16 protein-coding genes are annotated in these 15,762 nt (G+C 43.8%); 6 read left to right on the forward strand and 10 right to left on the reverse strand.

The features are described 5' to 3' along the window. Positions 1-67 precede the first annotated feature (67 nt). Positions 68-1,456, forward strand: a complete 1,389-nt coding sequence (gene phoB / locus LWH95_RS19350) for an alkaline phosphatase PhoB (protein WP_148983356.1) — start codon at positions 68-70, stop codon at positions 1,454-1,456. 65 nt (positions 1,457-1,521) lie between these two features. Beyond that, positions 1,522-2,232: a DUF4352 domain-containing protein gene (locus LWH95_RS19355; RefSeq protein WP_133488249.1), complete on the forward strand. Its 711-nt coding sequence runs from the start codon at positions 1,522-1,524 to the stop codon at positions 2,230-2,232. Between the two features lie 37 nt (positions 2,233-2,269). Here the strand turns inward: LWH95_RS19355 and LWH95_RS19360 are convergent, their stop codons facing one another. The 3 genes from LWH95_RS19360 to LWH95_RS19370 all read right to left on the reverse strand — a co-directional run bounded on the left by LWH95_RS19360 (position 2,270) and on the right by LWH95_RS19370 (position 5,683). Beyond that, complete coding sequence (locus LWH95_RS19360) at positions 2,270-3,457, reverse strand: macrolide family glycosyltransferase (protein WP_084992193.1); 1,188 nt, start codon at positions 3,455-3,457, stop codon at positions 2,270-2,272. A gap of 161 nt (positions 3,458-3,618) precedes the next feature. Next, positions 3,619-4,881 (reverse strand): glycoside hydrolase family 18 protein, encoded by a 1,263-nt coding sequence (locus LWH95_RS19365; RefSeq protein ID WP_232920181.1) that lies wholly within the window; start codon positions 4,879-4,881, stop codon positions 3,619-3,621. Between the two features lie 127 nt (positions 4,882-5,008). Further along, a complete protein-coding gene (locus tag LWH95_RS19370; protein ID WP_060398032.1) occupies positions 5,009-5,683 on the reverse strand; it encodes a GntR family transcriptional regulator in 675 nt (224 codons plus the stop codon). Positions 5,684-5,916: 233 nt separating this feature from the next. On the opposite strand from LWH95_RS19370, the gene LWH95_RS19375 reads away from it, so the two are divergent. Next, positions 5,917-6,654, forward strand: coding sequence for a sulfite exporter TauE/SafE family protein (locus LWH95_RS19375; RefSeq protein ID WP_019257618.1), 738 nt, complete (start codon positions 5,917-5,919; stop codon positions 6,652-6,654). A gap of 38 nt (positions 6,655-6,692) precedes the next feature. On the opposite strand, the gene LWH95_RS19380 is transcribed toward LWH95_RS19375, so the two are convergent. The 3 genes from LWH95_RS19380 to LWH95_RS19390 all read right to left on the reverse strand — a co-directional run bounded on the left by LWH95_RS19380 (position 6,693) and on the right by LWH95_RS19390 (position 9,141). After that, complete coding sequence (locus LWH95_RS19380) at positions 6,693-7,901, reverse strand: Bcr/CflA family multidrug efflux MFS transporter (RefSeq protein WP_003240613.1); 1,209 nt, start codon at positions 7,899-7,901, stop codon at positions 6,693-6,695. 194 nt (positions 7,902-8,095) lie between these two features. After that, positions 8,096-8,419, reverse strand: a complete 324-nt coding sequence (locus LWH95_RS19385) for an AzlD domain-containing protein (protein WP_019257616.1) — start codon at positions 8,417-8,419, stop codon at positions 8,096-8,098. Further along, complete coding sequence (locus LWH95_RS19390) at positions 8,416-9,141, reverse strand: AzlC family ABC transporter permease (protein ID WP_003240610.1); 726 nt, start codon at positions 9,139-9,141, stop codon at positions 8,416-8,418. Before LWH95_RS19390 ends, LWH95_RS19385 begins: the two co-directional genes overlap by 4 nt. A 118-nt stretch (positions 9,142-9,259) precedes the next feature. Here LWH95_RS19390 and LWH95_RS19395 point away from each other — a divergent pair, with 118 nt between their 5' ends. From LWH95_RS19395 to LWH95_RS19405, 3 genes are all read left to right on the forward strand, one after another. Continuing rightward, positions 9,260-9,817 (forward strand): helix-turn-helix domain-containing protein, encoded by a 558-nt coding sequence (locus tag LWH95_RS19395; protein ID WP_003225384.1) that lies wholly within the window; start codon positions 9,260-9,262, stop codon positions 9,815-9,817. Between the two features lie 84 nt (positions 9,818-9,901). After that, on the forward strand, positions 9,902-10,396 hold the full coding sequence (locus LWH95_RS19400; RefSeq protein ID WP_232920182.1) for a MarR family transcriptional regulator: 495 nt from the start codon (positions 9,902-9,904) through the stop codon (positions 10,394-10,396). 15 nt (positions 10,397-10,411) lie between these two features. Continuing rightward, positions 10,412-11,041, forward strand: coding sequence for a nitroreductase family protein (locus LWH95_RS19405; RefSeq protein ID WP_003240607.1), 630 nt, complete (start codon positions 10,412-10,414; stop codon positions 11,039-11,041). Positions 11,042-11,078: 37 nt separating this feature from the next. On the opposite strand, the gene LWH95_RS19410 is transcribed toward LWH95_RS19405, so the two are convergent. The 4 genes from LWH95_RS19410 to LWH95_RS19425 form a co-directional block, all read right to left on the reverse strand. Further along, positions 11,079-11,819, reverse strand: a complete 741-nt coding sequence (locus LWH95_RS19410; RefSeq protein ID WP_232920183.1) for an SDR family oxidoreductase — start codon at positions 11,817-11,819, stop codon at positions 11,079-11,081. 5 nt (positions 11,820-11,824) lie between these two features. Further along, positions 11,825-12,442 (reverse strand): TetR family transcriptional regulator, encoded by a 618-nt coding sequence (locus LWH95_RS19415; protein ID WP_232920184.1) that lies wholly within the window; start codon positions 12,440-12,442, stop codon positions 11,825-11,827. Between the two features lie 137 nt (positions 12,443-12,579). Next, positions 12,580-15,237, reverse strand: a complete 2,658-nt coding sequence (locus LWH95_RS19420) for an MMPL family transporter (RefSeq protein WP_232920185.1) — start codon at positions 15,235-15,237, stop codon at positions 12,580-12,582. Further along, complete coding sequence (locus LWH95_RS19425) at positions 15,234-15,692, reverse strand: MarR family transcriptional regulator (RefSeq protein ID WP_029316777.1); 459 nt, start codon at positions 15,690-15,692, stop codon at positions 15,234-15,236. Before LWH95_RS19425 ends, LWH95_RS19420 begins: the two co-directional genes overlap by 4 nt. Positions 15,693-15,762 lie beyond the last annotated feature (70 nt).

Here is a 15,762-nt window from a genome sequence, read left to right on the forward strand (position 1 = left end):
AGCTTAACACTTTAAAAATATAATGGGTTTGTCATTGAGATTCATATATTTTTAGGAGGTTATCCAGTTGAAAAAATTCCCGAAGAAATTACTGCCTATTGCGGTTTTATCATCTATTGCGTTCAGCAGCTTAGCTAGCGGCAGTGTGCCTGAAGCCAGCGCCCAGGAAAAGAAAAAGGGGAATCAAAACGAAATTAAAAATGTGATCGTTCTGATTGGTGATGGTATGGGTGTGTCCTATACGTCTGCTCATCGTTATTTAAAAGATAATAAAAAGACAAAGTTTGTAGAGCCTACCTCTTTTGACCAATACCTTGTCGGCCAGCAAACGACTTACCCTGAAGATCCAGAACAAAACGTAACAGATTCTGCATCTGCAGCAACGGCTATGTCTGCCGGGATCAAAACATATAACAATGCGATTGCGGTGGATAACGACGGTTCAGAGGCCAAAACGGTACTTGAAGCGGCAAAAGAAAAAGGAAAATCAACAGGACTTGTGGCCACTTCAGAAATTACACATGCTACTCCGGCTTCTTTCGGTTCACATGACCACAGCCGAAAAAATATGAACTCGATTGCCGATGATTATTTTGATGAAATGGTCAACGGCAAGCACAAAATTGATGTCCTTCTAGGCGGAGGAAAAAGCAATTTTGACCGCAAGGACCGCAATTTGATCAAGGAATTCAAAAAAGCGGGTTACAGCTATGTGGATAACCGCAAGGACATGCTGAAGAATAAAGACAGCCAAGTTCTCGGACTATTCGCGGACGGCGGCCTGCCTAAAAAGATTGACCGCACGAAGGATATTCCTTCATTAAAAGACATGACAAACACAGCGATTAAAAAATTAAGCAAGGATAAAGACGGTTTCTTCCTCATGGTGGAAGGCAGCCAGATTGACTGGGCGGGCCATGACAATGATATCGTCGGCGCCATGAGCGAAATGGAAGACTTCGAACAAGCTTATAAGGCGGCTCTTGATTTCGCCAAAAAAGACAAGCATACATTGGTTGTCGCAACGGCTGACCACTCAACCGGCGGATATTCCATTGGTGCTGACGGCATCTACAACTGGTTCAGTGAACCCATTAAAGCCGCAAAGCGCACACCTGACTTTATGGCAGAAAAAATCGCTGACGGCGCAAATGTTGAAAAAACATTAAAAACGTATATTGATCAAAAGAAATTAGCTTTAACTGAATCAGAAATTCAATCTGTTGAAAAAGCCGCAAAAACGAAAGAAGTGCTTGAAATCGATAATGCGATCGAGGAAATTTTCAATAAACGCTCCCACACCGGCTGGACGACAGGCGGACATACTGGTGAAGATGTTCCGGTCTACGCGTACGGACCGTCTAGCGAGGACTTTGCAGGCCAAATTGATAATACTGAAATTGCCAAAAATGTTTTCAACGCTTTACAATACAACATTAAGATTAAAGATAAGTAAAACAATACAAGGTGTCCCGTTGCTTGTATGAAGTAACGGGCTCTCTTATTAATGGAGGAATCATCATGAGAGGAATTCTTTCGATCTTCGTTTTTATCGTCGTGCTCGCGGGCTGCTCATCGAACGCCAATACAGAAAAACAAAGTGCTGGCGGAGAACAAGCGGTAAAAGCCACACCGCAAAGCACATCATCTCAAAAAGACAGCATAGATGAGTATCAGCCTAATTCCCAAGTAACCGATGACCGGTCATTGCTGAAGGTAGGCCAAACGTTTTCTGATGACAAGGGAAAAGCTGTTTTAAAGGATATCAAGCAAGTGAATCAAACATATAAGATTGGCGACGTGGAGTTAACGGTAAAAGAAATGAAGCTGATCCATTTGCGCCCGGACTACAGCATGATTGATTACTTTCATGTGTTAACACACGATGAAGAGTTTGATTTCGTTAAGGTCTTTGTTGACATCAAGAACACATCTTCAAAGAAAGTAAATGTTGCGCCGATTGCCTTGATGAAAACAAATACAGGGGAAACTTTTGATTGGAACAAAGATATTTATCTTGAAGAGTTAAATGGCGAATTGGAAGGCGGAGCCGAAAAGTCCGGAAATCTCGGCTTTATTGTGAACGCATCAAGCGGCCATGCTCATGACGAAGATGCTGATGATAAGAAGAAAGCAAAAGAGATCAAATGGATCGAAATCACAACAAGTGACGTCTTTGACCAAAATCATAAGAAAATCAGTGATGCTCAAAAGATCAAAATCAAGTTTTAAATGATGAACTCCCGTACCTGGTACGGGAGTTCTTTTTTTATCTGTTTTTTTGGCGAATCAATTCATCAATCCGCTCCATCACTTCATCCATGTCCATACACTCTTGGAAGCTTTGATTGATTTTTTTAATGCCTTCCGTATATTGATCATGATGTAAAACCGCGTCTACGCCCTGTTTTAATTTTTGTACATCGACTTCATCTTTAGAGATGACATAGCCTGCATGGAGTTCAGAAAGGCGCTGCGCCACCATCGGCTGATCCTTGTCATGCGGCATTACAACCAGAGGCACATTGAAATGAATGCCTTCATTTACGCTGTTCATTCCCCCGTGTGTAATGAAAACATCAGCTTGCTCCAGCACTTCCAGCTGAGGGACATACGGGGCGATGATAAAGTTTTCCGGCGCCTGCTTTAATTTGGTCAGATCCGCTTTTTCTCCGGCAGCGATGACGACTTTTCCGTTAAAGCCAGAAAATGCATCAATACAGAGGTTGAAAAATTCCTCCGTATTGTCCAGAACAGTCCCCATTGAAATATAAATAACCTTTTCATCTTTTAACTGTTCAATCGGGAAATCTGTTTTTTCCGCTCTCTTTGGAAAGCTGGGGCCGATAAACAAACATTCATCCCCAAAACGATCGCTTTCAGGCTGAAAATAACGGCTTGTATACACTACATTCAATTCCCCTTTATTGTTCATAAATTGAACCAGATTTTTCGGGGCAACACCGTACGTTTCTTTCATTCTTTCTAAAAGATCTTCGCACTCTTGATCCAATTCAAGCGGCGCACCAGATTCGGGATGCAGCGGCAGGATTTTCAGATGCTCTTCGCCAAACAGGAAGGACGCTGATGAAGAGACCCCTGGAATATCTAAGAAATCCCTAACCAATTCCCCCGCACCGAATTTATCATAATACACAAAATCAAATTGAATGTTCTTAGATAAGTCTTTCACAATATGTAAAATGTCCAGCGAGGTTTTGATATGGATTTTCAAGAAATCAAGAATGCCATTGGGCGAACCGATATGAATAGGTGTTGTTCGCAGCAGATCCTGGTGAAGATGGACAGTTGCTCCCGCCGCTTCTAATCGTTTTTTATATTTTTCAGTGGAAATATAATGGACATCATATCCCTTATCGGAAAACGCTTTTGTGATGCCTAAGGTAGGATTCACATGGCCTTCCGCAGGAAAATTTAAAATCAATACTGTCTTCATTTTGACAACTCCCTCTCATATCGTATTCTGAAACTTTGTTTGATCAGACTACACTACTAATCGTAAAATGGGGACGTATCGCCATGCAAGGGACAAATGATTGAACAATTCTGCTGCTCTGGACTTAAATCCAAAAAAGACACCGAGCTTTGGTGTCTTTTTTATACCTTTCTGATCGTAAAAAATTTCCGCAGAAGCCACGGGCCTGGCGTGAAGCCCAAGGTTAACTGCCAAGCGCCTATGGCTTGCAACCCGTATTCGCGGACGATCAGCATCTTCTGGCTCATGCTCCTGACATCTTCAAACCATACCTCATGCGTTCGCCCCTGCTGATCTCTGTACCGGAAAAAAGGTGATTGATATTCGGTTGAATATTGTATCGGGCTTTGGTACCTCATCGCTGTTTCGATTGCGTTTTGATTTGAAATGGCTGAAGCAACTGTGCCCGGCTGGTAAGGGATGATCCAGTCGTATCCGTAGAGCGGGACTCCGATAATGATTTTTCTGCTCGGCACCTGCGCAATCGCAAACTCAATGGTTCTCCTGATCTCAGTAATCGGAGCTACAGGGCCCGGCTCACTCCCGGCATGATGCCAATCATAAGCCATGATAAACATATAATTGACAACCGCTCCAATCCCTCCGTAATCGTAGCCTCTCAGCCATGGAATATTATCGCTTGTTTTTGCCGGAACAGCTATCGTCAGCACATAGCCTCCAGCCTGAAGGCGATCTCTCAGCTGACGTAAAAAACCAGTGAAAAGATCCCGATCTGCGGCGCTCACCTGTTCAAAATCGATTGTCACACCCCCATATCCCCTTGTGGAAACTAAGTAATAAATATTGTTGACCAGGTTGGTTCTCGCTGTCGGATTATTCAGGACTTGGTGAACGAGTTCTGTACTGAACCCTGCCGATGTAAGGTTGGTTATGGTGGCCAGCGGTGTCACTCGCCTTTGCCATGTTGTCTCAATAGCGGCCGCATCATCTAACTGGTTTGCAATGTCGCCGTTAGGTGCAATATGGTATTCGAAAATCGAAATCGAAGACGAGTATGGCGCATAATCATTGATTAACGCCCGGTCGAGCTCAGGACTTCGGAGAACATAAAAGCTTAACGTACCCGCAATGTAATTTGAGATAGATGGAATCGTTATTTTCATTCCTGCCTGTAAAGCATTTGGGCTGATGCCCGGGTTTGCGGCCCGCAGCCGCTCTAGTGGAACAAACGCTTTTGCCGCAATGGCGGTCAGCGTGTCTCCCGGCTGAACGGTATATACATAAAGAGGGATAAGGAGAGCCTGCCCCGGCACTATATTCGTTTCATCTAAACCATTCACACCCCGGATTTGATCAACAGAAGCACCGTATCTTCTGCCTATGGAAAACAGAGAATCACCAGGCCCGACGATATGGATAAACATGTTTAACCCCCATTATTCGTTAGTCAATCCATCATAAAATCTTATTAATCGGTTTCCTTATATATGTTGGTGAACACATAAAAAATACCAAGGGGTCAGCTCCCCCCTTGGTACCGGATCACGCATATCAATTCTCTTTTCCTTCTTCAAGCACACGCTTCAAATGCTCACAGTCATGATTGAAATGAGCCATCACATACTGTTTGGCTGCTTCTTTGTTTTTCTTTTTCACTTCTTCAAATATCTTGCGGTGTTCACTCAGGATCGTTTCTGCACGGTGGTCACCAGTATAATTAAGGATTCTGCAAAAGTGAATCAGATCATTTACATGCTCAAGCAAATTTTTCAAATGTCTGTTATGGCTAAAATCGACAAGCAGCTCATGAAACCTTTGGTTTAAACTGATGATTTCCGTATCTTCCGTTCCGTTGTGAATGGCTTTTTCTGTTTCTTCAAGCTGTTTTTCAAGTATGGCAAGCTCTTCCTCACTCGCTTCGTCTATGACTAACTCGACTGCCAGCTGCTCCAGCGGAATTCTGATTTTATAAATCTCATCTACATCTTTTGCCGTTAACGACGTGATAGAAAATCCATTTCGGTCATCTGCTTTTAACAACCCGTCTTTCTCAAGCAGCCGCATGGCTTCCCTTATCGGAGAGCGGCTGACGCCAAAGCTTTTCGCCAGCTGTGTTTCGTTTATCCGTTCCCCCGGCTTAAAAGTCCCGTTGAAAATCATTTTTTTCAGCTGGTTATAAAATTGCAGGTAGTAAGGAGTCGGCTTGTCTAATTTAAAATCGTCCATATATAATACCTCTTTTGAATATATTCAGGGGCTTTTCTTCATCAAAATCATATAACAGATGGTAAAGGGAAGCAACAAACTGCCTTGTCAGATCTCAAAATTTGAGGTACGATATGTTTGCTGAACGACGGTCGACGGACTACTGGCAACTGTTTTTCATCGCCAATAGGACACCATACCTCCGCCAGAATAGCGCACTTATTTTATTTGATCTTTTCAATGGAGGAAAAAATATGCTCATCATTTTTGTTATGTTTCTTCTCGGTATTATTTTAGGCTTTATTGGTGCCGGAGGAGCAGGCTTTGTTATTGCACTTTTAACTCTTCTCTTCCACGTCCCGATTCATACGGCTTTAGGCACTTCCCTCGCCGGGATGGCTTTCACCAGTTTATCAGGGGCGTATAGCCACTATCGTGAAGGGAACATTCAAATGAAGATCGGCTTAACAGTCGGATGCTTTGCTGCGGTCGGCTCATTTTTCGGCGCCAAGCTGACATCTTTCATTCCGGCTGATTTGCTTCATTACTTGACGGCTGGGATGTTATTTTTATCAGCGATTCTCATTTTAATCAGATTGTTTCTTTTAAAAGAGAAGGCACAAGTGAATCAAAGCACTCTTTCAACGTATACGAGAGCGGTCATCTTAGGAATTGTAGCCGGCGTTCTTTCCGGCACATTCGGCATCGGGTCAGCGCCTTTTATTCAAATCGGTTTAATGATTATGCTGAACCTGTCCATCCGCCATTCTGTCGGAACGACGATGCTTGTAATCATCCCTCTCGCGGTAGGAGGAGGCATCGGATATATCACAGAAGGATTTGTTGATTATGTATTGCTGATCAAGGTTCTGGTCGGCACAATGTGCGGTGCCTATGTAGGCGCGAAATTCACCAACCTTATGCCAAAGGTGGTCCTGAAATCGGCCATCTTTTTGACCCCGGCGATTGCGGGCCTGCTGTTGTTATTCTAATAAGACAAAAAAACCTGACATATTGTCAGGTTTTTTATTTATTGGTTCTGCTCTGCTCGTTCTTTCGTTAATCCAAAAAACGCCAGCGAGCCGATGACAGCTGTCACAAACATGATCGCTCCCATCGGGATGGCTGTTGTCTCATTAATGCCCACAAGCGGCGAAACGATCGAACCGAGGAGCAGCGGAAGCATTCCTAGCAGCGCACTTGCACTTCCGGCACGATGCCCCTGCTTCTCCATGGCCAGCGTAAACGTGCTGGTCAGAACCATGCCGATTGTAATCATGTAAATGAAAATGGATATGACTAATGTGGCAAGAGGGCCGTGAATCATGGTCATGGTCAAAAGCACAGCAGTCGCAATCATAGCCGTAATGACCGCCATGCGAAGCAAGTTCTTTTCATGAATGATTCCGCCAAAGCGCCCGATAATAAAACTGCCCGATATAATTGCCAGACCGTTAATGCCGAAAAGAATGCTAAACACCTGCGGAGACACCCCATAGATATCCTGGTATACAAATGGTGTACCGGATACATAAGCAAAGCTTCCCCCGTGAATAAATCCGACAGTTAACGCGTACCCCATAAAGGATCGATCCTTCAGCAGGCTGCCCATCGTTTTAACAGATGTGCCGATTGAGCTTGGAATCCGTTTTTCTGGCGGCAGCGTCTCTTTTAATCTCAATGCAATCAGAAGAACAAGTAAAAATCCGATAATCGTTAACACATGAAAAATCGTATGCCACGTTGCAAATGGCAAAAGCAAAATGGCACCGCCTGTCATAGGCGCAACCATTGGCGCAACAGCTGTAATGACCATTAACAGCGAGAAAAATTTAGAAAGCTCTCTGCCGGTAAATACATCGCGAACGATGGCCCGAGACAGCACAAGCCCTGCGGAAGCGGTAAACCCCTGTAAAAAACGCGCAGCCACTAATGTTGTAATGTTGGGCGATAGCGCACAAAACAGAGAAGATAATGCAAATAAAAATATACAGATTAATAGCGGTTTCCGTCTTCCCTGCGCATCACTGACCGGCCCTACAATCAGCTGGCCGATGGTAAGCCCGACCAGACAGGCTGTTAAACTTAACTGTACAAGTGAAGCACTTGCTGATAAATCATCCGCGATTTCAGGAAAACTCGGCAAATACATATCTATATTAAGCGGGCCCAATATAGCAAGCATGCCGAGCAGAAACGCCAATGCCAAGCGTTCTTTTCCAGTTGGATTGTGCAGCATGTTATCAAACCTTCCCTTCAACCTAGTCCCTTATATAAAATGGATGTCAACTCCAACGATGGATTGAAGCTGTAAAACATTTGTATATTGTATCATAACTTTCAGTCTGTGAAAGCCGCTTAAAGCTTGAACGAAAGACACAAAAAGATCAGGATCTGCTGCCCTGATCTTTTGAGTTCCGATATAGCTCTGTTCTATGCCCATAACCGCAAACCCGCCATAAGAAGAACACCGCTGATCACAGTAATGGATAAACTTTTCGTTTTCATCGCAATCAAGAGAGTCGGGATCAGGATGACGGCTACAGGCCAATTCAATTGAAGAGAATCATTTGACTGAATCATACAATCCTTTACGACAAGTGCTGTCAATATACACACCGGCACATAGGATAGCCACTTGAGCACGGGCTCCGGCAAAGTGATATTCCGAACAACTAAAAAGGGAATGACGCGGGGAATCATCGTGACCAGCGCACAGCCGATAATCACCATCAAGATGTATGTATTGACACTCATTTATCAGTCACCACCCCGATTGTTGCTACGATGACCGTTGATATGATGACAGCAAGATGAGACGGCATAAAGAAAGAAAAAACAACCATGGCAATCACCATATAGATTATGAGAGATACATAATGTTTAAGCTTCGCCGGCACAACATGTTCCAGTTGAAGAACCAGCAGCGCTAAAAACATAGCCGTCACCGCAAAATCAAGTCCGAACGATTCCGGATCGGTAATCCACTTGCCAAAAACAGCACCTGCCACACAGGAAAGCACCCAGCATGCATACGCAGTAAGATTTAAACCGAACATCCAGCGGTCGTTAATCGGCTCTTTTTTAACAATCTTATTTGAAGCAACACCGAACGATTCATCTGTTACCATCATGCCGATCCCTACATTTTTCGCCAGTGAATACTTTGAAAAATGAGGAGCAAGCGCGGCACTTAGTAGAAAATTCCGCAAATTCACAATAAACGTTGTCAGAATAATGGCTGACATTGGGCTGTTCGCCGCTAACAACGCACACATAATGAACTGGGCGCCGCCTGCAAAAACCAATCCTGACATTAACACAATTTCCATTACGCTTAAATGCGACGCAACCCCCACGATTCCGAGAGCCAAGCCTACACTGATGTAACCGACCAGCGTCGGAACACAATCTTGAAATCCCTGCAGGAATGTTGGCTCGTCAGTTTTTGCATGAGTCATTTCTTTTTCAGATATCATTCTGTTCTCCTCCTCGTCTAACATATTATACACACGTACGTTATAACTGACAATAGAATGTGATAACAGACTTCCATATGTTATAATAAAGCGAATATGGACGTAAGGAGATACATGTATGGATGATATCCAAGCCATTATCGCAATGAATCTAGTCAAACTTAGAAAAAACAGAAACCTGACCCTTGATCAAGTTTCTGAATTAACGGGTGTCAGCAAAGCGATGCTCGGACAAATCGAAAAAGGGAAATCAACCCCGACTGTCACCACGCTATGGAAGATCGCAAACGGGCTTCAAGTATCCTTTTCTGTATTTCTAAAAGAAGACAAACCAAAAGTTAGAAAAATCAACCTGCAGGATATCGAACCTGTTACAGATAATGAAGAAAACTACAGCGTCTACCCTTTTTTCCCCTACAATCCTGAAACAAAGTTTGAAATTTACGTTGTTGATCTGAAACCTGGATGTATACATGAAGCAAAAACACATTTAGGAGAAGAATATATTTTAATTAAAGAAGGCGAATTAACAGTCATTCTGCAGGGTCAGGAGCATATGCTCGCTTCCGGAGACGCCTTGCAGTTTACAGGGTCAACCCCGCACAGCTACATCAATTCATCTGAAGAAACGGCCAGTTTTTTTCTGCTGATGTTTTATCCTGAGCCGCAAGGGTGACGAACAACCTCTCAGTTTAAATCGCTGGGAGGTTTTTCATATGTGCAAATGGCTTGCAAGATGAAAGCATTCGTTGTATATTAATTGACGTGTCAATCATTGATATATCAATTAATAGTTTTGACAAGAAAGAAGGGATGGGTTTTGGCATCATTTTGTTCAGAGGAAGCCGAGATTTTATATCAGCTGCAAGGCGTGAACAAGGTGATTGGCATGAAGTTCGAGGCATGCACGGGCATCAGCCAATCTCGTTTGGAATTGCTGACATTGCTTTATCATGCAGATGAGATCAGTCAAAGCGACCTTCAAAAGAAAGTAAATATAGATAGCGCAGCCGTCACTAGACACCTAAAACAGCTGGAAGCCAAAGGCATGGTATCAAGACGGCGCAAGCCTGAGGACAATCGCATCACCCTTGTTCGGTTAACAGACCAAGGAAGAGAGCGAATCGAGTCTTCTAAGAAAGAAAAGGAGCGTTTCATGAAGGAAATGCTCGCAAATGTAAGTGCAGAAGAGCGCCGCCTGCTCATTGATGTGCTGGCGCGCATGCGGAACAACATAGACAATATTGAAGCATAAGAGGAGTGTATCAACATGATCAAAACAAATGATTTTATGGAGATTATGAAAGGACGCCGTTCCATTCGCAACTATGATCCGACAGTAAAAATCACTAAAGAAGAGATGACAGAAATCTTAGAGGAAGCAACAACTGCGCCATCTTCTGTTAACGCGCAGCCATGGCGTTTTCTCGTCATTGACAGCCCGGAAGGAAAAGAAAAGCTCGCACCGCTTGCAAGCTTTAACCAAACACAAGTCACAACATCATCTGCTGTCATTGCTGTATTTGCAGACATGAACAATGCAGACTACTTAGAAGAAATCTATTCAAAAGCTGTGGAACTCGGTTACATGCCGCAGGAGGTCAAAGACAGACAAATCGCTGCGCTGACCGCTCATTTTGAAAAGCTTCCTGCACAGGTGAACCGCGAAACGATTCTGATTGACGGAGGCCTCGTTTCGATGCAGCTAATGCTGACTGCACGCGCACACGGCTACGATACAAACCCGATCGGCGGATACGATAAAGAAAACATCGCGGAAACATTTGGATTAGATAAAGAACGTTATGTACCGGTTATGCTTCTTTCTATCGGAAAAGCAGCAGACGAAGGCTATGCTTCCTACCGTCTGCCGATTGATACAATTGCAGAATGGAAATAAAACAAAGAGCCCAGGAATATTTTCCGGGCTCTTTGTTTTAAATAAAGCCGCCGTTCACGCGGATCGTCTGGCCTGTGATCCATTGTGATTTTTCACTTACAAGGAACTCGATGACATTTGCAATATCTTCGGGTTCACCAATACGGCCGAGTGCGATGGTCTTTTTCAAACCTTCAATTTGCTGCTCGTTTTTGCCTACAGTGAACAGCTCAGTGTTCACCGGCCCCGGCGCAACCGCGTTAATGGTGATTTGCTTTACTGCTAATTCTTTTGCAAGCTGGCGGGTGAATTGCTCAACAGCACCTTTTGTTCCCGCATACACGCTGTACGTCGGAAACATTTGACCGACGACGGATGTCGAGAAGTTGATGATTCTCCCCTTCTCCTCCATGTATTTCATCGCTTGCTGGCAGGCGAAAAACGTTCCTTTTACATTGAGATTAAACTGCTTGTCGAAGTCTTCCTCTGTTACTTTTTCGATTGGCTGATAAATATTGACGCCCGCATTGTTGATGAGAATATCTACTTTTCCAAAGGCCTCGATGGTTTTTGTAAATAACGACTCGACGCCGGCTACCCGGCTGAGATCGGCTTGGATGGCTACAGCTTCTCCGCCCTTTTTCTTGATGCCTTCCACAACCTCTTCCGCTTTTTCCGGGCTGCTTGAATAATTGACTGCTACTTTGATGCCGAGATCAGCCAGCTGTTCGGCAATTGCACGACCGATTCCCCTTGAAGCTCCAGTTACAATCGCTGTTTTTCCTTTTACCTGTTCCATGTATGTCACCCTCCGATTGAATACGATTTTTCCGTGAAAGCTAAAAAACCATTTTCAAGCAATGACCAAACACTTTCAAATTCCTCTTCAATCGTATCTTTTTTCCACTCGTACGCATGAGCGGGATGATGAAAACGTTCTGTAGCGTAAAAAATGCCTCGTGCCAGTTCCTCATGATCATTTGATTTCGTGTCACAGTCATTCAAAAGAACACTCAATTGCTTGACCATATGAACAATACTTTTGTAGACCATCTCAGAGCATTCACCTGTTACTTTCGCATACATGGCAAATAATTCTTCATCTTCTGAAGCATAATACCGCTTTAAATCAAACAATTTCTTGATATAAGCTTTTACATGCGCAGCGCCTTTTAGAGAAGAATCCTCATATACAGCGGTAAGAGGCACGCTGATCTTTTCATTCAGCCACATTTCAGTCGCCGCTTCCAGAATCTCTTTTTTGCTTTTGAAATGGCGATAGATCGTTCCATGGCTTACATGTAATGCTTTCGCTACATCTGTGATCGATGTTTTGGCGACACCAAAACGCCTTAGTGTTTCTTCTGTCGCTATCAGTATTTGTTTTTTGGTTAACACGTCACCTTCTGAAGATCTGTTCATAGTGCTGCGGCTTTTCAGGGCCGCATGAGACACCTCCTTGAGGACATCTTAGCAAAACCGCAAACAAATGACAAATATTTATTTTTGTCATTTGTCATAAAAATAGAGTGATGAACTATTCATCACTCTTCTCTTGGTTATTCTTTTGTTTTCTTCCTGCCGAACGGCCACCAGTTGCCTTCGCCAAAGGTTGCGATGATTGCCGGAATGAAGAGCGGAAGGATGACAAGGCCGTAAAGCAAGAGCCCGATAATGATGACACTTGCCACCTGCATCAGCGTATTGACGCCTGAGGGCATCATCGCCGCGAACGTTCCGGCCAAAATAATGGCCGCTGTAATAATGACGGATCCCATTTTGCTCATTGATCTGATAACACCTTGCTCAATGCCCATATGCACCTCTTCCTTAAATCGGTCCAGCAAGAAGATCGAATAATCTACCCCTAACGCGATCAAGATCACAAAGCTGAAGAACGGTACTGCCCAGCTGACGCCGGCGTTTCCTAAGCCGTTTACAAAAATCAATTCTGTTATGGATATCGACGTATAGTACGTGAGCAGCAGTGAGGCGATCATATAGATCGGCATAATCATTGAGCGGAACAAAATGGTTAACACGATAAACAGGCCAATAATCATGATCACCATTGTTCTGGAGAAGTCCGTTGTGGACAGTTCTTTTAAGTCCGCATTCATACTCGTGACCCCGCCGTATACAATCTGTGCATCCTCGAGAGAAGTGCCGTCAACTTCGTTTGCTGCAGCTTTTTTGATTTGATTTATTGTCGTAATGGCTTGTTCTGAATAAGGATTGGAATCCAAGATGACGCTTAATTGCACGCCTTTGCCGTCTGCAAAGGAATATTGGTCAATTGACTTCTTAAAGTCTTTATCTTTCATCACTTGATCAGGAATGAATACCCCTGTATCCCTTACGGCTGAGCTTTTACTCATATCCTCTAACATATCACTGGAAGCTGTTATGCCGTCAGTGATTTTCGTCAGGCCATCATTTGCGCTCTTCACACCTACGGCAAGCTTCTTCAGGCTTTCCACCAGCGTTCCTGCTTGCGCCTGCTGGCCTGAGAGCTGCTGGTTTGCTTGTTCAAGGCCGATTTGAATCTGACCAAGCTGTCCGCTGATTGCCGTAAGCTGCTGTACGGTCTGTGCGGTGTTGCCGGTTTGGGAAATCTGTTTGCTCACAAGCTGCAGCTGCTGATTGATTTTGCCTAAGCCGTCTGCCGCATCGCCCAGTGAACCGCCGGAGCTGCTATTTGAGGCTGAGCCGGTTTGCCCCGCCATTTGATTGAGTCCGTTTTCTATATCCGTTAAACCTCTTTGGACATCGGCAATTCCTTTTACCGTCTTATCGAGCCCGTCTGAAACCGAGCCTAGCTGTTTATCAATATATAAATCTTTGATTTTTTCACCAGTCGGCTGCGTGATGGTCATGACAGAGTCAACATGATCGACTTTCTCAATCGCTTTGCTGATATTTCCGAGATAAGGGATTGTATCAGCTGTTGTGAGATCTTTGTCTCCTTTCACGACAACATTGATCGGGAACGCTTTCCCTTCACCGAATCCGTCCTTGATGGCCTTGAGAGCTTTGATTGATTTATAATCGCTGCTGATTTCCGCAGTCGAATCAAATGAAATCTGGTCATCATAGGTCAAAATGAACGGAAGCGTGATAACTACCGTGATGACAATGAACAGAAACGGACGCACAACGGAATGTCTCCCGAGAAACGCCCATAATTTATTGTCACTGTGAGACAGCACTTTCTTAGAAGGCCAGAATAATTTTTCACCCAGCGTCACCATAAATAATGGCAGCAGTGTGTAGAGGATGATCATTAAGATTCCAACACCGACTGCGACTCCTACTGCGGATTGGAAAATCGCAAACTTCGCAAATCCTAAGGCGGAAAATCCGATCAATACCGCAAATCCGCTGATAAATAAGGTTTTTCCTCCTGTACGGTAAGCGATAAGCGCCGCTTCTTTTTTGTCATGCCCGTTTGCCAATTCTTCACGGAATCGGGTAAGAAGCAGAATGCAGTAATCTGTTCCGATACCGAACAGGATGGCGACTAAGAAGGTTTGCGTAAACGTTGAGATAGGAAAATCAACATTATACACAAGGATCCCCAAAATGGATTGACTGATCAGATAAGAGAAACCGACAATCACAATCGGGATAAAAGGCGTCACAACAGATCGGAACACGATCAGCAGTAAACCGATGATCAAGCAGACGGTGATTACTTCCGTTTTCTTGAGCCCTTCCTCTGAGCTGTGAGCGAAATCCTGATTGATGAGAGAAGCTCCCGTAATATATGCGGTCAAATCATCAGGAACGATTTTATAAATGTCATCCGCGATTTTTTCCGCCTTTTTATCAGAACCTGTAATCGTGACAGGAATGAGGACGGTTTTCTTATCTTTTGAAATTAATTGGTCTTTGACTTCTTTTTCAGCTGTCAAAGGAGACGTTACCTCTTCTACACCGTCGATCTTTTTGATTTTATCGACCATTGTGCGGAGCTGGTCCTCTGTTTCTTTCTTCAAAGCGTGGTCTAATGTAAAGACAACACTGATCGAATTATTGTCTTCTCCCGCTTGTTTTAAAATGGTGTTTGCTCTTTCTGAAACGGCATCATCGGGAAGCTGGGCCTGCCCCTTTTGATTGGCCAGCTCCGTTAAGTTCGGAGAAAACAAACTCAATACGACGGTAAGTGCTAATATAACGGCTGCAATTGCCCACTTGAATTTGATGATTGCTCTCATTCGGCAGGATCTCCTCCTTTAAATTTGCTTTTTAGAATGGTAAATATCTCTATGATGGAATTTAAGTGTTCCTCATCTATATCATCGATCAGCCCTTTGAGAGCGTTAAAGATGGCTGAATCTAATTCTTCTAGTATGGTTTCACCGCTGGTTGTGATGTTAATTAGCTTAGAGCGCTTATCACTCTTGGCCGGACAGTCATCCCATTCAACCAATCCCTTATCGAGCAGCTTTTTCAGTCTGTTCGAAATCGCGCTCTTATGTACATTTTGATACATGGCCAGGCTGCCGGGAGAGGTTGGGCCCTTAACTTTTAAAATTTTTAACAGGTCCGCCTGTTCCCTTGAGATATGTTTGAAGACATCCTGATTGATTTCACGATGCACAAACTCTGTCCCTTCAAGTAATACTTCTACAAACAGGTTTATCGCCTGACATAGCTTTTGTTCATTCAACATCTTCCCCTCCTCATTATAGTTTACCCCTGTAAACTTTATGATCAATGTCAATTAGTTTATTCCCCTA

The sequence above is a fragment of the Bacillus sp. G16 genome (assembly GCF_021282335.1).
Lineage (GTDB): Bacteria > Bacillota > Bacilli > Bacillales > Bacillaceae > Bacillus > Bacillus inaquosorum.